The organism is Parasulfitobacter algicola, assembly GCF_013315265.1.
GTDB classification, from domain to species: domain Bacteria; phylum Pseudomonadota; class Alphaproteobacteria; order Rhodobacterales; family Rhodobacteraceae; genus Parasulfitobacter; species Parasulfitobacter algicola.
This window is the reverse complement of record NZ_JABUFE010000005.1, coordinates 44,304-60,778: the sequence shown is the minus strand read 5'-3', so window position 1 is coordinate 60,778 and position 16,475 is coordinate 44,304. Positions and strand designations below refer to the sequence as shown.

18 protein-coding genes are annotated in these 16,475 nt (G+C 53.6%); 11 read left to right on the top strand and 7 right to left on the bottom strand.

All coding sequences use genetic code 11. The features are described from left to right. Positions 1-57: 57 nt before the first annotated feature. Positions 58-1,614 (bottom strand): glycerol-3-phosphate dehydrogenase, encoded by a 1,557-nt coding sequence (glpD, locus tag HRQ87_RS10100; RefSeq protein ID WP_174137908.1) that lies wholly within the window; start codon positions 1,612-1,614, stop codon positions 58-60. A gap of 168 nt (positions 1,615-1,782) precedes the next feature. Between glpD and HRQ87_RS10095 the strand changes: the two genes are divergently transcribed. Then, on the top strand, positions 1,783-2,541 hold the full coding sequence (locus HRQ87_RS10095) for a DeoR/GlpR family DNA-binding transcription regulator (RefSeq protein WP_174137906.1): 759 nt from the start codon (positions 1,783-1,785) through the stop codon (positions 2,539-2,541). Positions 2,542-2,559: 18 nt separating this feature from the next. Here HRQ87_RS10095 and HRQ87_RS10090 read toward each other — a convergent pair whose 3' ends face one another. From HRQ87_RS10090 to HRQ87_RS10080, 3 genes are all read right to left on the bottom strand, one after another. Beyond that, positions 2,560-2,994: a GNAT family N-acetyltransferase gene (locus tag HRQ87_RS10090; protein ID WP_174137904.1), complete on the bottom strand. Its 435-nt coding sequence runs from the start codon at positions 2,992-2,994 to the stop codon at positions 2,560-2,562. A gap of 116 nt (positions 2,995-3,110) precedes the next feature. Further along, complete coding sequence (locus HRQ87_RS10085; protein WP_174137902.1) at positions 3,111-3,821, bottom strand: RlmE family RNA methyltransferase; 711 nt, start codon at positions 3,819-3,821, stop codon at positions 3,111-3,113. A 3-nt stretch (positions 3,822-3,824) separates the two neighbouring features. Next, positions 3,825-4,937 (bottom strand): Ppx/GppA phosphatase family protein, encoded by a 1,113-nt coding sequence (locus HRQ87_RS10080; RefSeq protein WP_174137900.1) that lies wholly within the window; start codon positions 4,935-4,937, stop codon positions 3,825-3,827. Positions 4,938-5,168: 231 nt separating this feature from the next. On the opposite strand from HRQ87_RS10080, the gene HRQ87_RS10075 reads away from it, so the two are divergent. The 6 genes from HRQ87_RS10075 (at position 5,169) to HRQ87_RS10050 (ending at position 10,717) form a co-directional block, all read left to right on the top strand. Next, positions 5,169-5,465, top strand: coding sequence for a virulence factor (locus HRQ87_RS10075; RefSeq protein WP_174137897.1), 297 nt, complete (start codon positions 5,169-5,171; stop codon positions 5,463-5,465). A gap of 26 nt (positions 5,466-5,491) precedes the next feature. Beyond that, positions 5,492-6,433 (top strand): methylenetetrahydrofolate reductase, encoded by a 942-nt coding sequence (locus tag HRQ87_RS10070; RefSeq protein ID WP_174138222.1) that lies wholly within the window; start codon positions 5,492-5,494, stop codon positions 6,431-6,433. Next, positions 6,430-7,410, top strand: coding sequence for a methyltetrahydrofolate cobalamin methyltransferase (locus HRQ87_RS10065; RefSeq protein WP_174137895.1), 981 nt, complete (start codon positions 6,430-6,432; stop codon positions 7,408-7,410). The genes HRQ87_RS10070 and HRQ87_RS10065 overlap by 4 nt, the downstream gene beginning before the upstream one ends. An 87-nt stretch (positions 7,411-7,497) precedes the next feature. Then, the gene (locus HRQ87_RS10060) at positions 7,498-7,764 is read left to right on the top strand and encodes a hypothetical protein (protein ID WP_174137893.1); all 267 of its coding nucleotides are present in this window, start codon (positions 7,498-7,500) and stop codon (positions 7,762-7,764) included. 104 nt (positions 7,765-7,868) lie between these two features. Then, positions 7,869-9,899, top strand: coding sequence for an ASKHA domain-containing protein (locus HRQ87_RS10055; RefSeq protein ID WP_174137891.1), 2,031 nt, complete (start codon positions 7,869-7,871; stop codon positions 9,897-9,899). Continuing rightward, positions 9,896-10,717, top strand: coding sequence for a class I SAM-dependent methyltransferase (locus HRQ87_RS10050; protein ID WP_174137889.1), 822 nt, complete (start codon positions 9,896-9,898; stop codon positions 10,715-10,717). Before HRQ87_RS10055 ends, HRQ87_RS10050 begins: the two co-directional genes overlap by 4 nt. A gap of 344 nt (positions 10,718-11,061) precedes the next feature. Here HRQ87_RS10050 and HRQ87_RS10045 read toward each other — a convergent pair whose 3' ends face one another. Next, entirely contained in the window at positions 11,062-11,691 is a 630-nt protein-coding gene (locus tag HRQ87_RS10045; RefSeq protein WP_174137887.1) for a DnaJ domain-containing protein, read from the bottom strand. A gap of 78 nt (positions 11,692-11,769) precedes the next feature. On the opposite strand from HRQ87_RS10045, the gene HRQ87_RS10040 reads away from it, so the two are divergent. After that, positions 11,770-12,024 carry a BolA family protein gene (locus tag HRQ87_RS10040; RefSeq protein WP_174137885.1) on the top strand — a complete coding sequence of 85 codons (255 nt, stop codon included), beginning with the start codon at positions 11,770-11,772 and terminating at the stop codon, positions 12,022-12,024. A gap of 3 nt (positions 12,025-12,027) precedes the next feature. Here HRQ87_RS10040 and HRQ87_RS10035 read toward each other — a convergent pair whose 3' ends face one another. Beyond that, positions 12,028-12,378 carry a DUF4177 domain-containing protein gene (locus tag HRQ87_RS10035; protein WP_174137883.1) on the bottom strand — a complete coding sequence of 117 codons (351 nt, stop codon included), beginning with the start codon at positions 12,376-12,378 and terminating at the stop codon, positions 12,028-12,030. Positions 12,379-12,494: 116 nt separating this feature from the next. Between HRQ87_RS10035 and HRQ87_RS10030 the strand changes: the two genes are divergently transcribed. After that, on the top strand, positions 12,495-12,917 hold the full coding sequence (locus HRQ87_RS10030; RefSeq protein ID WP_174137881.1) for a cupin domain-containing protein: 423 nt from the start codon (positions 12,495-12,497) through the stop codon (positions 12,915-12,917). A 44-nt stretch (positions 12,918-12,961) separates the two neighbouring features. Here HRQ87_RS10030 and HRQ87_RS10025 read toward each other — a convergent pair whose 3' ends face one another. Continuing rightward, positions 12,962-14,053 (bottom strand): anhydro-N-acetylmuramic acid kinase, encoded by a 1,092-nt coding sequence (locus tag HRQ87_RS10025; RefSeq protein ID WP_174137879.1) that lies wholly within the window; start codon positions 14,051-14,053, stop codon positions 12,962-12,964. Positions 14,054-14,116: 63 nt separating this feature from the next. Here HRQ87_RS10025 and tyrS point away from each other — a divergent pair, with 63 nt between their 5' ends. Together tyrS and HRQ87_RS10015 are read left to right on the top strand one after the other, a co-directional pair. Next, positions 14,117-15,367, top strand: a complete 1,251-nt coding sequence (gene tyrS, locus HRQ87_RS10020; protein ID WP_174137877.1) for a tyrosine--tRNA ligase — start codon at positions 14,117-14,119, stop codon at positions 15,365-15,367. Positions 15,368-15,540: 173 nt separating this feature from the next. Beyond that, complete coding sequence (locus tag HRQ87_RS10015; protein WP_174137875.1) at positions 15,541-16,470, top strand: GNAT family N-acetyltransferase; 930 nt, start codon at positions 15,541-15,543, stop codon at positions 16,468-16,470. Positions 16,471-16,475 lie beyond the last annotated feature (5 nt).

The following is a 16,475-nucleotide window of genomic DNA, read 5'->3' as shown; positions in this document are numbered from 1 at the left end:
GCGCCCTCCCCCTTGTTTGCTGACAGTTAATCCTGCCTTTTGCTGCGTGAAAAGTCCCTAGGTACGGTTTTCAGCAATGAATTTCTTTAGTTCAGTCACTTGATCCTTGGAAACCCGCAGACCCAGCTTTGAGCGTCGCCACAACACATCTTCAGCCGTTTGTACATATTCCCGGGCGATCAGCCAACGCACTTCGGCACCGGTCAAGGTCCCACCGAAATCGGGGGCAAGATTGTCAGCGGCCCTGGCATCACCCAAGACATCCCATGCATCAGTCCCATAAGCCCGGATCAGCCGCAACGCCCACCGGTCGCTTAAAAATGGATAATCCGTATTCAGCTTTTTGATCTGTTCAGCGACACCTTCAACTGGAAAATCGCCCCCTGGCAGGGCCACGCCCGCCGTCCAATCCCCTGTACTATCAGGGAAAAATGGCTGCAGTTTTTGCACTGCATGTTCGGCCAGTTTGCGATATGTCGTGATCTTGCCACCAAATACATTCAACAGCGGCACGCCTGTATCATCCAGCGACAGCACATAATCCCGCGTCGCTGCCGTAGCCGACTTTGCGCCATCATCATAAAGCGGTCGCACCCCGGAATAGGTCCAGACGATATCATCCTGGGTCACCGGTTTTTTGAAATACCCCGATGCGAACTTTAGCAAATAATCCCGTTCAATATCGCTGATCTGGGGTTTTATATTCGCATCCGTATGTTCAGCATCGGTTGTGCCGATCAGAGTAAAATCCGTTTCATAGGGAATGGCGAAAATGATCCGCCCGTCTTCGCCCTGAAAGAAATAGCAGCGATCATGATCAAACAAGCGCTTTGTTACGATATGACTGCCCCGCACCAAGCGCACGCCTTCAGTTGAATTGATGCGCACTGTATTGCGGATCACATCTTCGACCCAGGGACCGCCTGCGTTTACCAATGCCTTGGCTTTGAATACCGCTTCAACACCATCATTTTCGACGGTTATCTGCCAATAATCATCCAGACGGTCTGCTGATATAACCTTGGTGCGCGTCATGATTTTAGCGCCACGCACTTCGGCATCGCGTGCATTCAGCACGACAAGGCGTGAATCCTCAATCCAGCAATCTGAATATTCAAAAGCATTCTGAAACCGGTCCTGCAAAGGTGCCCCTGCGGGATCTGTCGTCAGATCAACCCGGCGCGTCGCGGGCAGAATTTTTCGCCCACCCATATTGTCATACATCAACAGACCCAACCGGATCAGCCACTTGGGTCGTCGCCCTTTCATCCAAGGCATGACAAGCGACAGCAGTTTTGACGTAGGCGTGTCGCCTTCGAATCGCATGTCCTTGTGATAAGGCAATACAAACCGCATCGGCCAGCTGATATGCGGCATTGCGCGCAGCAACGTTTCGCGTTCGATCAACGCCTCGCGCACCAGACGGAATTCGAAATATTCCAGATATCGCAGTCCGCCGTGAAACAGCTTTGTAGACGAAGACGATGTCGCCCAGCCCAGATCGTTCATCTCGGCCAGTGCAACTTTCAGGCCACGCCCTGTGGCATCGCGCGCGATACCGCAGCCATTGACACCGCCCCCGATGATAAAAAGATCAAATATGTCGTCTGCCATGATATCCCCCAACTTGGGATTGGCTGTGTCTGAATTGGATGTGATTGGCAATTGAAAACTGCCGTGGCTTTCGTTTTTATGAAAACGAATATATACGCGCTGCTTGTAAATATCAGTAAATCATATGTTCTTATTGGAACGATGTTCGTTTAAAAAGGAAAACCGAACATGCGATTGACGGACCGTCAGGGCGATATTCTTGCGACCGCTAAACGTTTCGGCAAAGTCACTGTCGATGATCTGGCGCGCAGTCTGTCCGTCACGGTGCAGACCGTGCGGCGCGATCTGGGGCTGCTGGCTGATGCAGGTTTATTAGAACGAATACATGGTGGTGCGGTTCTTCCGTCGGGCGTGCGCAATATCGGATATGGCGACAGGCGCGGCCTGAACCGCAGTGCCAAAGCGGCAATCGCGCGGGCCTGTGCCACCGCGATCCCGGATGGATCATCGCTGTTTTTGAATATCGGCACCACGACCGAGGCGGTTGCGAAAGAACTGTTGCGCCACAAGGGTTTAATGGTTGTCACGAATAATCTGAACATCGCCAATATTCTGGCTGAAAATCCGCATTGTGATGTGATCGTTGCCGGTGGCCGCCTGCGCCGCACCGATGGCGGGTTGGTGGGCGATCTGACGACCGAAATGATCGGTCATTTCAAAGTTGATATCGCCATTATCGGCGCGTCTGGCTTGGATCAACACGGCGATCTACTGGATTTTGATCCACAAGAGGTCCGCGTCAGCCGCGAGATTTTGGCACAGGCCCGGCAAAGCTATCTGGTGGCCGACGCCAGCAAATTCACCCGCGCCGCGCCCGTCAAAATCGGCTCACTTGCGCAGATCGATAGATTTTTCACCGATGCATCACTGGGTGAGACGCTTATAAACCGATGTCAGGATTGGGGGACGCAAATCGTCAGGGTGTGACCAGTCAAAAGGCTCATATCAGACAATGTCTAATTCCATGTCTTTATGCCAGATACCAGCGTCCAGATATTGATCACCGAATTCAACAAACCCGAGCCTGCGATAGAACTCAAGCGCATGCATTTGTGCGCCTAATCGGATAAATTGGGCATCGCCCCTTTGGGAAACATAATTGATCATAAACCGGATGATTTCAGCGCCAATGCCCAGCCCCCTGTGGTCTTTTGGAACGCAGACCCTTTGAATTTTCGCATATGTTTCATTGTGTTGAAGTCGCGCAGCACCAACGGGAATGCCATCTGACGTGGCAAGAATATGAATGCTGTGGTCGTCTTGCCCATCAACATCTTCATGCTCAGCCACGTTCTGTTCTTGGACAAATACTGTCCAGCGTAGCTGCATGCATGCGCTGATATCACTATCGCTTTCAGCTATTTTTATGTCTAGTTTCATACCAAACGGCCTTGCTGCCCAATCAGGATTGATGGTTTGAATTAAACCCTGGATATGTATCTTGGAAAGACGATATCAGAACCCGCGAAGAAAGCCCGCAAGGGCTTGATAAGCGATCAACCCCGAAACCCCGTTGCGATCACGAATTTCTCTGAACTGTCCGTACGGGACGCGGCTGGTTTTACATTCGCCACTTTGGTGAATTTTTGCTTCAGCAACTTTTGCAATTCACCTTCCGCACCGCCTGCCAGCACTTTGGCCACGAACGTGCCGCCCTGTTCCAGCACGTCAAATGCCAGATAGGCCGCCGCTTCACACAGCGCGATAATCCGCAGGTGGTCTGTTTGTTTGTGACCCGATGCGGACGCGGCCATATCCGACATCACCACATCTGCCTTGCCGCCCAGCCAATCCTTGACCTTGGCATCGGCATCATCTTCCATGAAATCCAGTACGTGGATTTCCGTTCCCGCAATCGGCTCAACCTCTTGCAGATCAATGCCCAAAATACGGCCAATCGGCTTGTCGGCTTGTTCGCCAAGCGCATTCACACGCTTGACCGCAACCTGGCACCACCCCCCTGGCGCACAGCCCAAATCGACCACACGGGCGCCCGGCACCAGAAAGCCATATCTGTCGTCCAATTCTGATATCTTGAACGCTGCACGACCCCGGTATCCTTCGGCCTGCGCGCGTTTGACGTATGGATCATTCAGTTGCCGTTGCAGCCACAGAGTCGAACTTAGCTTGCGCCCCCGTGCCGTTTTAACTTTGACCTTCAGATCGCGTTGACCGCGCCCACTGGTGCCGCCGGGTTTCTGTGCCATCTTTTAAAACCCGCCCTCTTCCAACACACCGTCTTTTGTCATCTGCGCATAAAGCAATCCTTCGCGCAGACCACGATCTGCCACCGACAGACGATCTGTCGGCCAGACGCGCAATAACGCCTGCAAGATGGCAGCACCAGACATAATCAGCGCCTGCCGGTCCCGACCAATGCGCGGATCTGCACGGCGACCTTCGGGACCAAGCGACAGATAATCGCGGATCACCCGGTCAATCTGATCAGACGTCATGCGCAACCCGTCGACCTTATTGCGGTCATAGCGTTTCAGACCCAGATGGCTGGCCGCAACGGTCGTCACAGTGCCGCTTGTCCCGATGATCTGGAACCCTTCGCGCGCCTGTTCTGAAAGATAGGGGGAAAAGCTGGCCATGTTTTCCTCGAAAAACCAGCTCATCAATGCGAAACGGGCCGCATCGTCATCTACATCATTGAACTGATCGCGCAATGTCGCCACACCAAGCGGGATTGAAATCCAGTCAACCACCTTGGCCGCGGGAAACGGCCCATCCGCCGCCGCAAAGCCCGAATGCAGACGCATAATCGCGCGGGGGCGGTCGTGGCGCGGGACTTTGGACAGGTCGATCCAGACCAATTCAGTCGATCCGCCACCGATATCAACGACCAGCAATTGTTCGGTTTTTACGCTGACCAAAGGCGCACAGGAAATAACCGCCAGACGGGCCTCTTCTTCGGGCTCGATAATCTCAAGCGGCAGGCCGGTTTCACCGCGCACATAGTTCATGAATTCGGCGCCATTTGTGGCACGGCGGCAGGCCTCGGTCGCGACTAAACGCATCCGGCGCACTTTATGACGGCGTAACTTTTGACGGCAAATACGCATGGCTTGTACGGCACGCGCGATGGACGCCTCGCTTAACTGGCCCGAACTTTCAAGCCCGGAACCAAGTTGTACAGACTTCGAAAAACTGTCCACCACATGAAATTGACTGCCCTTGGGTTGGGCAATCAGCATACGGCAACTGTTCGTTCCCAAATCCAGCGCGGCATACAGCTCGGCTGGATCGGGCGGATTCGGCGCGGGGCTCTCAACCGGTTTAGGGAAAGCGCCCACACCCTTCGGACGCCTGGGCGCCATTTTCACGCCCTCCATATCAAGTTGACCTTAACGTAATCGCAGAATGCCGCAGGTGCAACCTGTCACCTCATGATGTTCATGAAGATTTTTCCGATCTGAAACTGTAGCCGCGCCCAAGCGGAACCCATATGATGATAAAAGTCGCAGCCAAACAGCGTTCTGTCGAAAACAGGCGTTGTCGGGCTGCGTATTCGTCGTATGCAGATCATAAGATAAGGGAAAAGACGCAAGATGCCTGATGTGACCATAGTCTATTGGCGTGATATTCCGGCACAAGTGATTGTTGGAAAAGGTCGGCGTGGCTCTAAAAAACAGCTGCCCGAACGGTTTGAACAGGCCATCGACCGGGCCGCCATGAAAACCGGCGCGGCAGGTACGGATGAATATCTTGCAGAATGGCGCAAAGCGGCACCTTATGTGATGGAAGGTGATCCCGATCAAATTGCGCTGGATGAAGCGGCACGCTTGGACGCGGAATATGATCAGGCACGGATCAAACAACTGATCGACAACGACGGACGGGCATGACCCCGAAAAATCTGTGGGAGGCGGCAATGGCGCTGTTACAATTCAAAAAGAAAGACACACCGGCAGATCGCAAGGTGTCGCCACAGGTTGAAGCTTTTTTAAAGGATTATTCGATCGAGGTGATGCCCCGCACCGCCGAAAAGGTCGAAAACTTCCGCGATCTGCTGCCCGAAGGTACGCGTGTGTATATTGCACATATCGACGGTACACCGATTGACGACATGGTGGCTACCGCGCGCCGTCTGGCCGAAGACGGATATGCCGTCATGCCACATTTCCCTGCGCGGGTTATCAAAGATCAGGCCATGCTGGCCGACTGGATTGCCCGCTATCAGGGCGAGGCAGGCGTGGATCAGGCACTTTTACTGGCCGGTGGCGTGGCACAGCCCAAAGGTCAGTTCGAAAGCTCAATCAATCTGCTGGAAACAGGGCTGTTCGATAAAGCCGGGTTCAAACGCTTGCACGTGGCTGGCCACCCCGAAGGCAACCGCGACATCGATCCCGATGGTAGCATGAAAAACGTTGATGAAGCCCTTGCTTGGAAACAGAAATTCAACGACACGACCGATGCCGAGATGGCGTTGGCGACGCAGTTTTGCTTTGAAGCCGACCCCGTGATCAAATGGGCCGACGCGCTGCACGATGCGGGCATCACATTGCCCATTCACATCGGAGTGGCCGGGCCTGCAAAACTGCAAACATTGATCAAATTCTCAATCGCCTGTGGTGTTGGTGCATCGCTTCGCGTTTTGCAAAAGCGGGCCAAAGATGTCACCAAACTGCTATTGCCGTTTGAACCGACACAGTTCGTCGCTGATCTGGCAGCCCACAAGGCGGCGAACCCTAATTTCAATATCACCAATGTTCATTTCTTCCCGCTTGGCGGGATCAAGACCAACGCGACATGGGCCATTGAAAATGGTGGATCTTCCACTGTTCCGGCTTCTCAAACCAAGGATCACGTATGACCCGCACTGTACTGGAATCAAAGACGAAAACTGTCACGATCGGGTTTGATGAACCATTCTGCGTGATCGGTGAACGGATCAATCCGACAGGACGCAGCAAGCTGGCCGCTGAACTGGAACAGGACGATTTCACCACTGTTGAAAAAGACGCTTTGGAACAAGTCGCCTGTGGCGCGATGGTGCTGGATGTCAATTCTGGCGCGGTGTTCAAGAATAAAATGGCTGATGATCCACGCTATGCTGACAACAATTTTGTCGAACCGCCGCTGATGCGCGAGTTGATCAAACGCATTCAGGCATTGGTCGACGTGCCATTGTGTATCGACAGTTCGGTTCCCGGCGCGCTGCAGGAAGGCTTGGAAAACTGCGAAGGTCGTCCCCTGCTGAATTCAGTCACTGGCGAAGAAGAACGGCTTGAGATGATCTTGCCGCTGGTCAAGAAATACAATGTGCCGGTTGTGGCGATTTCTAATGACGACACAGGCATCAGCGAAGATCCCGATGTGCGGTTTGCAGTGGCCAAGAAGATCGTCGAACGCGCCGCTGATTTCGGCATACCTGCCCATGATATCGTGGTGGACCCGCTGGTGATGCCCGTGGGCGCGATGGGGACGGCAGGTCTGCAGGTGTTTACCCTTGTGCGCAAACTGCGTGAAGAACTGGGCGTCAACACCACTTGTGGTGCGTCCAACATAAGCTTTGGTCTGCCCAATCGGCATGGCATAAATGCGGCTTTCCTGCCTATGGCGATTGCCGCCGGAATGACCAGCGCGATTATGAACCCCGTACGCCCCGTCGAAATGGAGGCTATTCGCGCTGCAAACTTCTTGATGAATAACGATCCGAATGGCAGCGAGTGGATAAAATTTTCCCGTGTCCTTGATGCAACAAAGACCGGAATCCCCTTTCCAGAAGCCTCAAAAGCGTCCTCCGACGCGTCCGGCGGGCGTGGTGGACGCCGCCGCAGACGCGCATAATGTGGTGGAAAACAGAAAACAGTGGTTATATAGAGCTGTATGAAGATAATAGGTCTTCATTACTGACGTAAACAAAGGACTATGATAATGCGTATTAAATCCATCCTTGGTGCTGCCGCGATCGTAACAGGCTTCGCAGCAACATCCGCATTCGCGGAATGCACACAGGCGGATATTCAAGCCAAAGCCATGGAACTGAATACAAAGATCCAGGAAATGGCCGCATCTGACCCTGCTAAGATGAGTGCATTTGCAACAAAAGCCCAGGAAGCTGGTGCGAAAATGGCAACAGCTTCAAATCAGCAAGAAGTATGCGATTTTTATGACCAACTGCTGGCTGAAGCGAATTCATAAGCCAGACTGAGATTTGACGGTGGCGCCTTTTATGGGTGCCCCGTCACCCCCCCATTGGGGCACGCTGCCCCGCTTTTTAAACCACTTGAAAAGGCGCAGGCAGCATGACTGATCCCCTTGTCATCTTCACCCCTTCCGGCAAACGCGGCCATTTTCCCAAAGGCACCCCCGTTCTGACCGCCGCCCGGCAATTGGGCGTTGATCTGGACAGTGTCTGTGGTGGGCGTGGCATTTGTTCAAAATGTCAGATCACACCGGGATATGGCGAATTTTCCAAGCATGGGCTTACAGTTGCGCCTGATGCCTTGTCTGATTGGAATGCCGTCGAACAGCGCTATCAGGACAAACGCGGACTGACCGAAGGGCGGCGATTGGGGTGCCAGGCCAAAGTTCAGGGCGATATCGTCATCGACGTGCCACCCGAAAGCCAGGTTCACAAACAGGTTGTGCGCAAGGCCGCATCGGCCAGACCGATCATCATGGACCCCGCCACCAAGCTTTATTATGTCGAGGTGCTGGAGCCTGACATGCACGAACCGTCTGGCGATCTGGAACGTCTGGCGGCGGCGCTGAAATCGCAATGGGATATCGACACGATCCGCGCCGATCTGAATATTCTGCGCAAACTGCAACCCGCCCTGCGCAAAGGCGGTTGGAGCGTAACTGTCGCCATTCACAAAGGCCACCGAGATGATCATCACAGCATTCTAAACCTGTGGCCCGGCTATTATGATGGCAGTATTTACGGCCTTGCCATTGATCTGGGCTCGACCACTATCGCGGCGCACCTGTGCGATCTGCGCGATGGCATGGTCAAGGCATCATCGGGCATCATGAATCCGCAGATCCGCTTTGGCGAAGATCTGATGAGCCGCGTCAGCTATGCGATGATGAACCCGGGCGGCGACGTTGAAATGACCGCATATGTGCGCGCCGCGATCAATGATCTAACCACAGAACTCGCGGCCGAGGTTGATATCGACGCGGGCTTGATTATGGAAACCGTCTTTGTCTGCAATCCTGTGATGCATCATCTGTTGCTTGGGATCGACCCGGTTGAACTGGGCCAGGCCCCTTTCGCGCTTGCGACCTCCAGCGCGCTGTCGCTGGACGCGCGCGATCTGGATCTGAACGTGATGAACGGCTCGGCCAAGGTCTATATTCTGCCGTGCATTGCCGGCCACGTCGGGGCCGATGCCGCCGCCGTCGCCTTAAGCGAAGCGCCCGGCCAATCCCCCGATCTGGTTCTGGTCGTCGATGTGGGCACCAATGCTGAAATCCTGTTGGGCAACACGCAAAAGGTGCTGGCCTGTTCGTCGCCCACCGGTCCCGCGTTTGAAGGTGCGCAAATCTCATCCGGCCAACGGGCCGCGCCCGGTGCGATTGAACACATCACCATCGACCCCGATACCAAAACCCCCCGCTTTCAGGTGATCGGCAGCGATCTATGGTCCGATGATCCCGGCTTTGCGCAAGCCATCGCGACAACAGGCGTCACTGGCATTTGCGGATCCGGCATTATTGAGGCTGTGGCCGAGCTGCGCATGGCAGGTCTGATGGACCCGTCGGGTCTGATCGGATCAGCGGAACAAACCGGAACAGACCGCTGTGTTCCCGATGGTCGCACGCATTCCTATATCGTCCATGACGGCACCGCCGATGGCGGCCCGCTGATCGCTGTCACCCAAGGCGATATCCGCGCCATTCAACTGGCTAAATCCGCGCTTTATGCAGGCGCACGGCTGTTGATGGACGAAATGAAGGTGGATACCGTCGATCGGGTGGTACTGGCAGGCGCGTTCGGCGCGCATATTTCTCCCAAGCACGCCATGATCCTGGGCATGATCCCCGACGCGCCACTGGACAAGGTCACATCGGCAGGCAACGCTGCCGGACATGGCGCACGTATGGCGCTGTGCAATGTGCAGGACCGTGCCGATATCGAAGAAACCGTCGGCCAGATCGAAAAGGTCGAAACCGCGATTGAGCCGAAATTTCAGGAACACTTTGTTAACGCCAACGCGATCCCCCACGCGACGGACCCTTTCCCGAACCTGCCCGCCCTGCCCCATGTCAGTTTCAACATGGGTGGACGGGATCCGGGATCCAGCCGCAAACGCCGCAGACGCGGATGAGCAACTCTGATCAGGCAGACTATTGGACCGGCCAAGCCGGTTGGGTCGAACAGCAGGATAAGCTGGATGCAACGCTGGCCCCCGTGCTGGATTTGTTACTTGCCAAGTCCGCCCTGACACCCAACGACCGCGTTCTGGACATCGGCTGCGGTACGGGCGCCAGCACCATCGCGGCGGCTTCATCTGCAGGCTATGTCACCGGCCTTGATATCTCGCCCACTTTGCTGGCCTGCGCCAAAACCCGCACGAGCCACGTACAGAACATTGACCTGATCCAGGCGGACGCGCAAACATACGCTTTCGACACACCCTTTGATGTGGTGATATCCCGTTTTGGCGTCATGTTTTTCGAAGATACCGTCGCGGCCTTTCAAAATATTCTGTACAATATGAAACCCGGCGGACGCATCATCATGGCCGCGTGGGGCCCACCCCATCAAAACCCTTGGTTCATGGAACCTGCCGCTGTGGCCAGCGCCCATCTGGGTGATCCACCCAAGACAGACCGAACCCTGCCCGGCCCTTTCGCGTTTGAGGACGCCCCGCGCGTGCTGGATTTGCTGACCAAAGCCGGTGTCAAAAATCCAGCCTGCGATGCTGTCACTGTGCACCTGACAGCAGGTCCATTGATGCAGGCCGCAGAGCTTTGCACACACATCGGCCCTGCCAAACGCGCATTGGGCCATTTCAACGGATCAGAGCCCGTACGCATCGCAATCCGCGATGGCATCATGGATGTATTCACAAAATACGACAGGCCAAACGGCCTGCAGATTCCTGCGGTGATTAATCTGTTTACGGGGCACGCAGCGGGCTGATCTGACAGCAGTTGTGGCTCCGCTCAGCAGGCATTGACCGCAACCAAATCAACGGAAAGAAACAAGAACGGATTCTACACCTGAACGGCCCGGATCAGGGGGCTGGGTCAACTCATTTCCCAATCTGCATCACAGTTTGTACAAAAATTTAAGTACAAAACCCGTGTACAAATTATACAAAACTGCGTGCGCATGGGGCCCCGGGGCCCCTATTTCAATTTTTGATTTATAAGGTAATCATCGCCTTAGGCCGGTTTGAATTTCAATTAATCACAGCTCAACCACAGCATAAATGCACTCTTAAACGCATTCATCTTGCCAATACGTGTCCACCATAAACCGGCTTAGTCTTTGAAATTACGGCTTTCTTTGACTTGATCCCAGGCCCAAACGACCTCTTGCAGTTTTTCTTCGTCAGATCGATCACCACCGTTCATATCGGGGTGCAAGATCTTGATCAGACCTTTGTACGCCTTGCGAATCTCAGCCTTGGTCCAATTGTCTTTGGCTTCAAGAATATCCAAAGCCCGCCGTTCCGTCGGTGGCAATTTGCGATTACCGGTGACACCCTTGCCCGGGTTGCGTGTGGCATTTTCGCCCAGAACCTGATGCGGATCATCCACACCCAACCTTGCCCAAGCACGTTGTTCTTCCTTGCTGGCGAAGGGTTTGGTTTCGCGTTCCCAGACACGATCTTTTTCCATCTGTTCGGCAAATTCTTCTTCTGTTGTACCGTCGAAGAAATTCCACTTCAGATTGTATTCGCGCACATGATCTTTGCAAAACCACAAGAAATCATCCAGAGAGTCCGGTGATTTGGGCGCACGATATTTCCCTGGCTCGTCACAACCTGGCTTGTCGCACACACGTTTTGACGTTTCAAATGCACCAGACATTCCGCGTCGGCCACGCGGATTTTTCTTCTTTGCAGACGATACTGACATATCGAAACCAAAGGGATCATTCTTTGCCATTTCGTTCGCCTCACCTTTCCGACTCGGACAACAGAGTTTAGACTTTCTGTCGTCAGACAAAAGGGGGTCTTTTGAAAAATGTCCGTGACCGATGAAATTAAAAGCAGATTAGAGGCAAGCTTTCGCCCAAAAGAGCTGAAAATTGTGGATGAAAGTGAATCCCATCGCGGGCATTCAGGCTTTCAGGAAGGTGGCGAAAGCCATTTTCATGTGCGTATAGTTTCTGACAGCTTCAACGATATGTCTCGATTGCAACGTCATCGCGCGGTTCACAGTGCAATTGGACAAGATATCATCAGCCGCATTCATGCGCTGGCGCTGGATATCAACTAGCGTCTATTCAGCGGCGACACTTGTATTGGATTGGGTGTCGTCCTGTACTGTTGTTTTGGCGCGAACCACAACGGGCGTTGGCTTTGCCATAACCTCGGGTTGCAATCTGGACACACCGTCACCGGTTTGACGGCGAAAAACCAGCACATTTTGATAAACAGTCGATTTGCCCCGAATACCGCTGCGTTCTTCAGATGGCAGTGTATCTGTCCGCAGATATTCCCAGCCATCAGCGCCATAAGTGTTCATCAACACCTCAAGCGCATTGGCAAAACGTGCTTCGGTCCCCTTGACACCTTTAGCCCGTTCACCTTTTTTCGGCGCAGGAATTACTTTGTATTGGTATGTCGGCATCGACGACTCCTAATGTACCGACATAAAATATTCAGTATGCCGGGCCAAGTCCAACGCCAGCGGAGCGGAAGATCACAAACTGTCAACCCGTGGCACAACTACAACGGAAAACCACTATGACGGCCGACCAGATCATCGCACATCTTAATCTAAGCCCGCATCCTGAAGGCGGTTGGTACCGTCAAACCTGGATCGCAGACGCCCGACCCGGCGAACGTGCTGCAGGAACGGCGATTTATTTTCTGTTGAAATCGGGTCAGGCAAGCCATTGGCACCGCGTAGATGCGGCCGAGATTTGGCATTATCATATTGGCGCGCCCCTTAAGTTGGGAATATCCGCAAACGATCAAGGGCCAAAAGAAACGGTTATTCTCGGCTCAGATCTTTTGTCAGGCGAGGTACCGCAGGAGATTGTTCCAAAAAATTACTGGCAAGCTGCGGAAACAACAGGCGATTTCACCCTTGTCAGCTGCACGGTCTCACCCGCGTTTCAGTTCGAAACTTTTGAACTTGCCCCCAAAAACTTTTACATTCCCTAAGCCTTTGTATTTTAAAATATTTACATTGCGCTTATTCCACCAGATTAGGGGGCGCTGAGTATTCCGCCAGATATCGCATGCGCCACCCCAGTGGTACTTGGACAGGTGATTGGCAGTGATTTCGCAACACGCACGGCAAGATAGCCAAAAGCCTGTGCTTCCAACATATCGCCGTTCAGCCCGACATCCTCAACAGGGGCAACCGGACACTTCAAGGCATTGGACAGCCCTGCCATCAAAACCCGATTATGCCGCCCACCGCCCGTTACCAGAACCCGTTGCGGTGCAACTGGCATTTGCGTGATCGAATGGCTGACCGATGCCACGACGAAACCACATAATGTAGCAACGGCGTCAGCATCAGACAAATGCAAAATCCGATCCAGAATATCCGGAAAATCGTTCCGGTCCAAAGACTTCGGCGGCGTTATGGTGAAATACGGATGCGACATGAACGCATCAACACTTGCCTGATCGACATGCCCTTTCTGTGCCAGTTCTCCGTCCTTATCAAACGCTAAACCATAGCGCTGTTGCATGAAATCATTGATCGGCGCATTTGCAGGGCCTGTGTCAAACGCCAGCAGCGCCCCTTGTTGTGCCGGGTCGTCTTTACCGGGATCAACCCAGGTCAGATTGCCGACACCACCCAGGTTCAGAAAAACCAACGGCTGTGTGGCGCCGATCCATTTGGCACAGGCAAAATGAAAGAACGGGGCCAATGGTGCGCCCTGTCCGCCTGCCACTACATCAGCAGTGCGAAAATCCCAAACCACAGGACGGCCCAACTGATTGGCAAGCCAGGCCCCGTCCCCAATCTGATGTGTCCGCCCTTGACCCGGATCATGAGCCAATGTCTGGCCATGAAATCCGATCATATCGACATCTGTAAAAGTTGTCAGGATATCCTTGTGCGCCTTTTCCACCACCTGCTTGGCAGCCAACACGTTGTCTTCTGGCCAAAGACCCAAAGATGCCTTCAGAACGGCGCGTTCATCTAAGGAATAAGCGCGATAATCTGTCTTGCCAAATCCCGTAATAGACCGCCCATCTGTTTCGATCACAGCCGCGTCGACGCCATCCAGTGACGTGCCGGACATGGTTCCGACAACCTTAATCACCTCATCCATCCGCATGGTCTTTCCCTTTGCGTCCTGCCCGCCTATAGAGTGCACCGCATCACTTTACAGGACAAGACCATGACCTATCACCCGAAATCAGATTTTCTTGCGGTTATGATGGACCGCGGCTTTCTGGCCGATTGCACGGATTATCAGGGCCTGGACGAGGCTTTGGCAAATGGGGTTGTTCCGGCCTATATTGGGTTTGATGCGACAGCCAAATCGCTGCACGTCGGGTCGCTGATCCAGATCATGATGATGCGTTGGCTGCAAAAAACAGGGCACAAACCGTTGGTTTTGATGGGGGGCGGAACAACCAAAGTTGGTGATCCCAGCTTTCGCGCCGACGAACGCCCCCTACTGACCGAAGACGAAATCAACGCCAATATTGCAGGTATTAAACAGGTCTTTTCCAGCTATGTTACCTTTGGTAACGCCAAAACAGATGCTTTGATGCTGAACAATGCCGAATGGTTGGACGACCTGAACTATCTTGAGTTTCTGCGCGATATCGGGCGGCATTTCAGTGTGAACAGAATGCTGTCGTTTGAATCCGTCAAATCCCGTCTGGACCGCGAACAAAGCCTGTCGTTTCTGGAATTCAACTATATGATCCTGCAAGCTTATGATTTTCTGGAACTCAACCGCCGCTATGGCTGTCTGCTGCAGATGGGTGGATCGGACCAATGGGGTAATATTGTCAACGGCATAGACCTGACCCGCCGCGTGCTGGACCATGAGATTTACGGCCTGACTTCACCCCTGCTGACGACGTCGGACGGCAAGAAGATGGGCAAATCGGCCAGCGGCGCGGTCTGGCTGAATGCGAAGATGCTATCGCCTTATGAGTTCTGGCAGTTCTGGCGCAACACCACCGATGCCGATGTGGGCAGGTTTCTAAAGCTTTATACCGAACTTCCCCTTGATGAATGCGACCGCCTTGGCGCGCTTGAGGGGTCAGACATCAACACCGCCAAAATCACTTTAGCAAATGAAGTCACAACGCTTTTGCATGGTGCTGATGCCGCAGCAACGGCCGAGGCGACGGCGCATGAGGTGTTTGAAAAGGGGGGTGTCGGTGATGATCTTCCGACGTTGACACTATCTGCCGATGACATTGGTGACGGGATATCAATCGTGCAGTTGATCGTTCGTTCCGGTCTGGCAGGGTCGGGAAAAGAAGCAAAGCGCCTGATCGCTGAAAACGGCGCCAAGATGGATGATGCAGCGATAACAGACACCGGACTAATGATAGGCCAGAATGATCTATCGCAGCCGATCAAGTTGAGTGCCGGCAAAAAGCGGCACGCTATTGTCCAGCTTGGTTAAAGCCAGAAAAACTCAATCACAGTCAAAAGACTGAAGACTGGCACGGATAAAGCAGTCGCCAACAAAAAGGCTGCTGTTTTTGTCACTTTGGGTGTTGGCGCATGAACGCCGCGAACAGGACTTGGCATGGCCGCATTAAGACTGCGTAAACCTAACCAAGTGTTAATGCAGCCATGAAAATAACACCAATACCCGTTCCCGAAACCGCAGATGTCCCTCTGCAACAGCATCCCAGCTTTGCGCGGGCTGTCGGGCGCATTGGTCGGTCCGTTCACTCTTTGGGTTTTATAGATGGCGCGCATTGCTGCGGCACGGTTCAAATCATAACACGTCATTTGCGCGGGCTTGGCCAAGTTGCCCTTGCATCGCGCGGTCCCGTCTTTCACCACCCCATGACCCCGGATCAGATCACGAGCGCCTATCGCAATCTGGCACAATACATCCCACATCTGGCCTTTATCGCAAACACGCAAACATCAGCCCCCCTTCAGACTGCCGGATACGCACCACTGATGACGCCTGCACATATTGCGCAACTCGATCTGCGCGGTACGCCAGATCATCGCATGGCCAGATTGCATCAAAAATGGCGTAATCGGCTGCGGCGGACGCAAGAAGGTCCGTTGACCGTCACCACAGCGCTGTATGATCCACAATCCCATCTTTGGCTTTTGAAACAGGACGCCGCACAACAGCGCACGCGCGGTTATAAAAACTGGTCAATCCCGCTGACATTGGCCTTTGCGATGGAAAACCCAAAGCACATGCAGGTTTTCACAGCTTGCATTCATGAAACGCCTGTCGCCGGTATGATCTTTTTACGTCACGGGGCACAGGCGACCTATCATATCGGATACACAAGCGATCAGGGCCGTCGGCACAATGCCCATACACTTTTGTTATGGCATGCAGTCAACTGGCTGGCAGAACAGGGGCACATCACACTTGATCTTGGAATGGTTGATACCGAAGTTAACCCCGACCTTGCACGTTTTAAACTTGGCACCGGCGCTAAGGTGATACAGCTTGGCGGCACGTGGTTACATTCTTCAATAACCGCAAGGCTAATACGATATTTTCATAACGCTTTTTGTACGGAATAAATTCC

What these genes read in the sequence shown, in the direction of transcription:
- tyrS (WP_174137877.1), top strand. Translation starts at nt 14,117, where the DNA reads ATGACCTATCACCCGAAATCAGATTTTCTTGCGGTTATGATGGACCGC.
- HRQ87_RS10090 (WP_174137904.1), bottom strand. Translation starts at nt 2,994, where the DNA reads ATGAAACTAGACATAAAAATAGCTGAAAGCGATAGTGATATCAGCGCA.
- HRQ87_RS10040 (WP_174137885.1), top strand. Translation starts at nt 11,770, where the DNA reads ATGTCCGTGACCGATGAAATTAAAAGCAGATTAGAGGCAAGCTTTCGC.
- HRQ87_RS10025 (WP_174137879.1), bottom strand. Translation starts at nt 14,053, where the DNA reads ATGCGGATGGATGAGGTGATTAAGGTTGTCGGAACCATGTCCGGCACG.
- HRQ87_RS10030 (WP_174137881.1), top strand. Translation starts at nt 12,495, where the DNA reads ATGACGGCCGACCAGATCATCGCACATCTTAATCTAAGCCCGCATCCT.
- HRQ87_RS10045 (WP_174137887.1), bottom strand. Translation starts at nt 11,691, where the DNA reads ATGGCAAAGAATGATCCCTTTGGTTTCGATATGTCAGTATCGTCTGCA.
- HRQ87_RS10095 (WP_174137906.1), top strand. Translation starts at nt 1,783, where the DNA reads ATGCGATTGACGGACCGTCAGGGCGATATTCTTGCGACCGCTAAACGT.
- HRQ87_RS10055 (WP_174137891.1), top strand. Translation starts at nt 7,869, where the DNA reads ATGACTGATCCCCTTGTCATCTTCACCCCTTCCGGCAAACGCGGCCAT.
- HRQ87_RS10085 (WP_174137902.1), bottom strand. Translation starts at nt 3,821, where the DNA reads ATGGCACAGAAACCCGGCGGCACCAGTGGGCGCGGTCAACGCGATCTG.
- HRQ87_RS10070 (WP_174138222.1), top strand. Translation starts at nt 5,492, where the DNA reads ATGGCGCTGTTACAATTCAAAAAGAAAGACACACCGGCAGATCGCAAG.
- HRQ87_RS10015 (WP_174137875.1), top strand. Translation starts at nt 15,541, where the DNA reads ATGAAAATAACACCAATACCCGTTCCCGAAACCGCAGATGTCCCTCTG.
- HRQ87_RS10075 (WP_174137897.1), top strand. Translation starts at nt 5,169, where the DNA reads ATGCCTGATGTGACCATAGTCTATTGGCGTGATATTCCGGCACAAGTG.
- glpD (WP_174137908.1), bottom strand. Translation starts at nt 1,614, where the DNA reads ATGGCAGACGACATATTTGATCTTTTTATCATCGGGGGCGGTGTCAAT.
- HRQ87_RS10060 (WP_174137893.1), top strand. Translation starts at nt 7,498, where the DNA reads ATGCGTATTAAATCCATCCTTGGTGCTGCCGCGATCGTAACAGGCTTC.
- HRQ87_RS10050 (WP_174137889.1), top strand. Translation starts at nt 9,896, where the DNA reads ATGAGCAACTCTGATCAGGCAGACTATTGGACCGGCCAAGCCGGTTGG.
- HRQ87_RS10065 (WP_174137895.1), top strand. Translation starts at nt 6,430, where the DNA reads ATGACCCGCACTGTACTGGAATCAAAGACGAAAACTGTCACGATCGGG.
- HRQ87_RS10035 (WP_174137883.1), bottom strand. Translation starts at nt 12,378, where the DNA reads ATGCCGACATACCAATACAAAGTAATTCCTGCGCCGAAAAAAGGTGAA.
- HRQ87_RS10080 (WP_174137900.1), bottom strand. Translation starts at nt 4,937, where the DNA reads ATGGCGCCCAGGCGTCCGAAGGGTGTGGGCGCTTTCCCTAAACCGGTT.